This window comes from Bacteroidota bacterium (genome assembly GCA_030706565.1).
Lineage (GTDB): Bacteria > Bacteroidota > Bacteroidia > Bacteroidales > JAUZOH01 > JAUZOH01.
In genome coordinates this window covers 1-5,466 of record JAUZOH010000262.1, presented here as the reverse complement: position 1 = coordinate 5,466, position 5,466 = coordinate 1, and the positions used below count along the sequence as shown (strand labels likewise).

Below are 5,466 nucleotides of genomic sequence, written 5' to 3'. Positions count from 1 at the left end.
TCCGAATCGCTGGTATACCAGGAAGGCTGCCTGATATGTACCAGTTGCGGATGTTCAAAATGCGGATGATTTTAATTTTTAATTATATTCTAAAGGAGCTGAAAGGCTCCTTTTTTCGTTTTTATCCCTACGGTTTTCCTGGAAAATCCTGGAAATAGATGGATTTTTTTGCAAACCAGAATGCCATAATCATTGATAAACCTGATAAACACTATTGCCGGTATTATTAAATTTGAGTGAAGTAAAACAGGATACCCTAAGCAAAATAGAATTTCCCGAGGAATATTTTTTTAAAAAAAGCCTGTTAGATTATTTGAAATTATTAAAAAAAAATTATATTTACATTGAATGTGTGTATAACATAGTCCCTTCTCAAATATCAGAAAATTGTTAAAATAATACACCAGGTTGTTGTAGATCTCTCAAAAACAGTAATCCTATATAAAACATTGTCCAATTAAAAAAAGAGAAATTATGAAAACGAAACAGAAAATTTGGATTTTCACATTTTTCCTTATGGGAATAATGCCGTTGCTGCTTACAACAGGTTGCTCGAAAAGCGATGATAATGGGGGCTCCAGTTCAGGTAATGGATGGTCGGCGCTTGGGAATAAAGATGATTTAAATAATGTCTTTGATATTTATGTGGATAAATCCGGGTATTTATATGCAGTAGGTGACTTTAAGAACAGTAATGGTAAACGGTATGTGGCCAAATGGGATGGCAGCAAGTGGTCGGAAGTAGGAAACATCAATGTAAACAATACGGTTTATGCTATTGCCGGCGATGCCAATGGTAACCTGTATATTGGCGGTGATTATACCGATGCAAACGGAGTTAATTATATAGAAAAATGGAATGGCAGTACCTGGACCAATATTGGGAATTATGCGGATGCTCAGGCTGCAACCCTTTGTACTGATCCATCAGGCATGCTCTATGAAAGTTGCAATAGTAGTGATGTATACAAATATAACGGAACTACCTGGTCAAAATTAAATATGACCGGATGGAGCCATTGGGTAAATACCGTGGTAACCGATCCAAACGGAAATTTGTATATTGGCGGTGGAGCTTTAACCGGTTCAGGGGGAAGTGTGGGAAGATGGAATGGGAGTGGGTGGACGACAATTGGGGATTTAACATCCCATGAACAGGTTCATACCATTTGTTTTGATGCAAATGGTACACTTTATGCCGGCGGAGGTTTCGTTTTTACAAGTGGATATGTTGTGAAATGGAATGGCAGCAGTTGGGTAGACCTTAATTTAAAGGGGAATGATGTAGTCAATTCGATTTGCACCGATTCCAAAGGTAATCTCTATGCAGGAGGTAATTTTTATAACAGCAGTAATCAATTCTATGTGGCCAAATGGAATGGCAGCAGCTGGAGCAATATGGGATTAAATGCTTACGCGGGGATATTAAAACTCAGATGCTCCAACGGAAAATTATATGTGGGCGGAGAATTGTGTTTCAAGTTAAATGATGGATTTTATATCGCCAGTACAAATTTGTAGAAAATTTTAAAGGAAAAAAAGCTACCGTTTTTTTAGATATTATTTAATACGGTCCTGTCAATTGATAAATGGCAGGACCGGCTTTTTTTAATAGTTTTGTGAAATATTCAGTTTTGCAGCAAATATATTCTGGCCAATATGTCAAAACTCTGATAGAAACGGCATTGCGATTAATGAACTATTCCTCCTTTGAGGAACAGCCGGAAATGATCAAAGATTTTTAAACATAAAACGATTTGTCATATTATATTCGCAAGTTTAAACGCGAAAGAATACTTGATATTGTTTGTTAAGGAAATACTAAAAATTTTAAATATTTAAATATGGAAAAAATTGAAATTACCAGAGAATTATTATTGAAAATTGGCTTATGGACCTCCTTTGCATGGTTAATCTTAAGTTTTATTATCGGAGCAGTGGGCTCAAACAAGAAGATAGGGTTCTGGGGCGCTTTTTTCATCTCCTTATTTTTCAGCCCTTTTATCGGTCTGTTGTTTACTTTGGTTTCCAAAACCCGTAAGGCTCTGGTTTATGAAGAGTCATTGTTACAGTTGGAAGAACAAATCCTGTTGACCGTAAAGCAATTGAATACCAATAATGCTTCTGTAAACCTGAAAAAGGTGAAGGATCTTATGGACAGCGGAGTGATCGGTTCTGAAGATTATGAAAAGATGAAAGAAAAGATTATCCAGGGTTCAGTGTCCGGAGAAGGTGGCAAGAGTTCTTCTGAAATGCCTGTTTATATTGAAGTTTATGAAGGTACGACAAGATCTTTGGTTTCCGGGCCTTTTAAACAGTTTAAAGTTGAATTTGCCGACGGTAAAGCAGGAAAATTATTTCAGAATCTTAGTTCAAATGAGTTTAAAATCGTATGTAAAGATACCCCTGTTTATTATTCAAAACGGGAATCTGCCATTGAAGCCATATACCACAACAGCTTGACCGGAGAAATACTGGAAACCAACAGAATTTACCTCTAAAGCCGAAACTGCTTCGACAGGTTGGTATAAATAAACTTTTTAGAAAAGGATTTTAGGTCAGTTTAAAGCTGCATAAAATCCTTTTCTCTTTTATGGGATCCAGGTGAAAATATATTTTACAAAGTGAATAACCTGTCTTTATTTGTTGTAAATTAGTGACAATCAGGCTGTAATTTATTGTGTTAATCCCTAACTTTATAGGCGATGAGGACAAAGCCCAAAATCTGTTTTTCCTGTCTGATGCTTGTTTTTCTGACCACAAACTGTCCAAATAAGCACGCACCGGGGGGCGACAAATATTTACGCCTGAGAAAAGCCATGGTTGAAGAACAGATAAGAAACCGTGGGATTCGCAACACCGGTGTTCTGGATGCATTCATGAAAGTTCCCCGCCATAAATTTGTTCCAGAAGAGTATCAAAGTTATTCTTATGACGACAGGCCTTTGCCCATAGGTTATAACCAGACTATCTCGCAACCCTATATTGTAGCCTATATGACCGAAATATTGAACCCTGACACCAGCCAGAAAGTATTGGAAATCGGGACAGGCTCGGGTTATCAGGCTGCTATCCTTTCCCTGCTTTACAAGGAGGTTTATACCGTTGAAATCATCAAAGAACTGGCCGAAAATGCAGAAAAAATATTTGAAGAGGAAGGTTATAACAACATACATGTTAAGGTTGGTGACGGTTATCAGGGCTGGAAGGAATACGCACCTTTTGACGCCATTATTGTAACCTGTGCCCCTGCCCATGTTCCGCAACCTCTGGTCGAACAACTTGCTGAAGGAGGGAGGATGATTATCCCCGTGGGGCATAATTACAGCCAGGAATTGTATTTGCTGGAAAAAAAAGACGGTAGAATCCACTATACCGAAACATTGCCCGTTTTATTTGTGCCCATGATAAGGGAAAAGTAAAAATATTCGGACCCCGATTTTTGCACCAAATCCAATGCAAAAACCGGGGTCCGATTTTATCAAAAAATCTTCTCAGTAATTTTTAAACTTCTCGTCCATCTGCTCATTAAACCATTTATCGACCATAGATTTCTTGAAACGCCATTCCTTGCCCAGCTTGGCTGCAGGAATTTTCTTCTCCTGAGCCCAGGCATAAATGGTTTGGGGCTTAACCCGCAAATATTCAGCTACTTCCTCCAGTGTCATTATTTGATCCTTATTGTCCATTTCCCTTTTTTAATGTGATATGAGTTTGCTGACCGGCAGATTTGTTTTCATCTGCCTTGACCGTAACTTTTGGTTGGCCGGGATTAACCGTGACTGCCGGATGCGCAGGAATAAAAAGATTCCCGACTGACTGGATCACTGCTACATAAAAGTTACTTTCGCGTGCCCTGAATAATTCAAACTTTAATTTACGATCTCCGACAAATGGTCTGAGATTCCAGGCTAATTGAGAACTGACAAAAGCAAAAATAAAAATCCATATCTTAAATATCGTCATGCCCAATTTGGGATATATATTTTTCTTTTCACAGGAATATTTCAGCCCGTTAATAATGGTTTTGATGGCAAATATACCCGAAAAAGTGAATATGGCCACATGCAAGAGTTTCAGAAAAGCATAATTGTTACTGGTGACCATGAAAAACACGATAATAGGGGCAAATGACAAAGCGATGGTCGAAAACACGATAAAACCCGACAGGATGATGTTTGCCATTTGATAGATGGTCATGGTCGATCCGATCATGTACTGAATGACAAATAGGGCCGGGAAACATATCAATATGGAGAGGAAGATAAGGCAGGGGATTTTGATTCCTGTGACCATGCTTTGCAAGAACCCATTATAACTGCCCATTACAATCCCATAAAGGAAAGTAAAAAGAAATATAACCAAAATTTGTTTGAGAACATACTTCCGGGAATAGCCGGGATCACTCAGCATTTCGAAATATTCATCGCTGTGCTGAAATACTTTAAAAATTGACAGGTCTGTTTCCATAGTTTTTGTTTTTTTAAATAAATATACATAAAAAACATTAAAAAACAATAATAAACAGTAAAAAAGATTAAAAGAGGAGGATGTTTTCAGCTGTATCTAATCACTGCAATGTATAATTCAGATGAAGCTCTGCTATCAGTTTATCTGACAGGGCGGACTATTAAATTTTATTACGATTTCCTTCTTATTTAGAAATCAACATTAAACTCTATGGAAAATATTCGAGGGCGAGGATAAGCATATGTATCAATTCCTCCGACTACTTCAGGATCAATACCTTTGTATTTTGTGACAGTCAGTATATTTTGAACGGTAAAACAAACATGAGCACCTAATTTATTAACTATTTTGTTGAAATTATAGCCTACACTTAAATTGTCCAGTTTTAAGAATGATGCATTTTGTACAAAATAGTCAGATGCAAATTGTCGTTGTACAAATTTTGTATCATTCAAATACTTCGTTTCATTTTGCCAATAACCAATCTGGTATATCTGGTTGTAGGAAGCGTTGGCTGCCAGCCTGTTGTATACGTAATTGCCAAGACTGATGCGGCCGGAACCGGAAATGTCAAAATTTCTGTAAGTAAAACGTGCAGAAAATCCCATCAGGTAATCAGGAGCCGGATTATGATCAACATATTTATCTGCATTGTTGCCATTTATCATCCCACCTTTTCCTGAAAGATCGACATACAAGCCCTCAACCGGTTTTCCGTTTGCATCATATATTTGCTTGTTCATGTAAAAGGAATGAGCTGGAGAACCAACTTTTGTTATTTGCAAGTTGCCGGTATAAACATAGCCACCTTCAAGGTAGAATGACATGTTATTCATTGATAATTTTGTTATTTTACTCTTGTTATAACTTAAATTGAATTCAAAGTTTAAGGACATTTTCTTTCTGGAAATAGGTAACAAATTTAAAGTGATTTCATAACCTTTATTTTCCAAATTTGCTCCATCTGTTAATATGGTATTGGAAAAATTGCTACTG

The 5,466-nt window shown here is 37.1% G+C and carries 6 protein-coding genes; 3 read left to right on the top strand and 3 right to left on the bottom strand.

The window, feature by feature from the left end; translation table 11 throughout:
• Positions 1–474 precede the first annotated feature (474 nt).
• From Q8907_12145 to Q8907_12135, 3 genes are all read left to right on the top strand, one after another.
• Complete coding sequence (locus Q8907_12145; protein ID MDP4275021.1) at positions 475–1,521, top strand: two-component regulator propeller domain-containing protein; 1,047 nt, start codon at positions 475–477, stop codon at positions 1,519–1,521.
• 323 nt (positions 1,522–1,844) lie between these two features.
• A complete protein-coding gene (locus Q8907_12140) occupies positions 1,845–2,501 on the top strand; it encodes a hypothetical protein (GenBank protein MDP4275020.1) in 657 nt (218 codons plus the stop codon).
• Between the two features lie 204 nt (positions 2,502–2,705).
• Complete coding sequence (locus tag Q8907_12135) at positions 2,706–3,422, top strand: protein-L-isoaspartate(D-aspartate) O-methyltransferase (protein ID MDP4275019.1); 717 nt, start codon at positions 2,706–2,708, stop codon at positions 3,420–3,422.
• Positions 3,423–3,494: 72 nt separating this feature from the next.
• Here Q8907_12135 and Q8907_12130 read toward each other — a convergent pair whose 3' ends face one another.
• The 3 genes from Q8907_12130 to Q8907_12120 form a co-directional block, all read right to left on the bottom strand.
• Positions 3,495–3,689, bottom strand: a complete 195-nt coding sequence (locus tag Q8907_12130; GenBank protein MDP4275018.1) for a helix-turn-helix domain-containing protein — start codon at positions 3,687–3,689, stop codon at positions 3,495–3,497.
• Entirely contained in the window at positions 3,679–4,470 is a 792-nt protein-coding gene (locus Q8907_12125; protein ID MDP4275017.1) for a hypothetical protein, read from the bottom strand. Before Q8907_12125 ends, Q8907_12130 begins: the two co-directional genes overlap by 11 nt.
• A gap of 188 nt (positions 4,471–4,658) precedes the next feature.
• A partial coding sequence (locus tag Q8907_12120; GenBank protein MDP4275016.1) for a SusC/RagA family protein occupies positions 4,659–5,466 on the bottom strand: 808 nt, incomplete at its 5' end.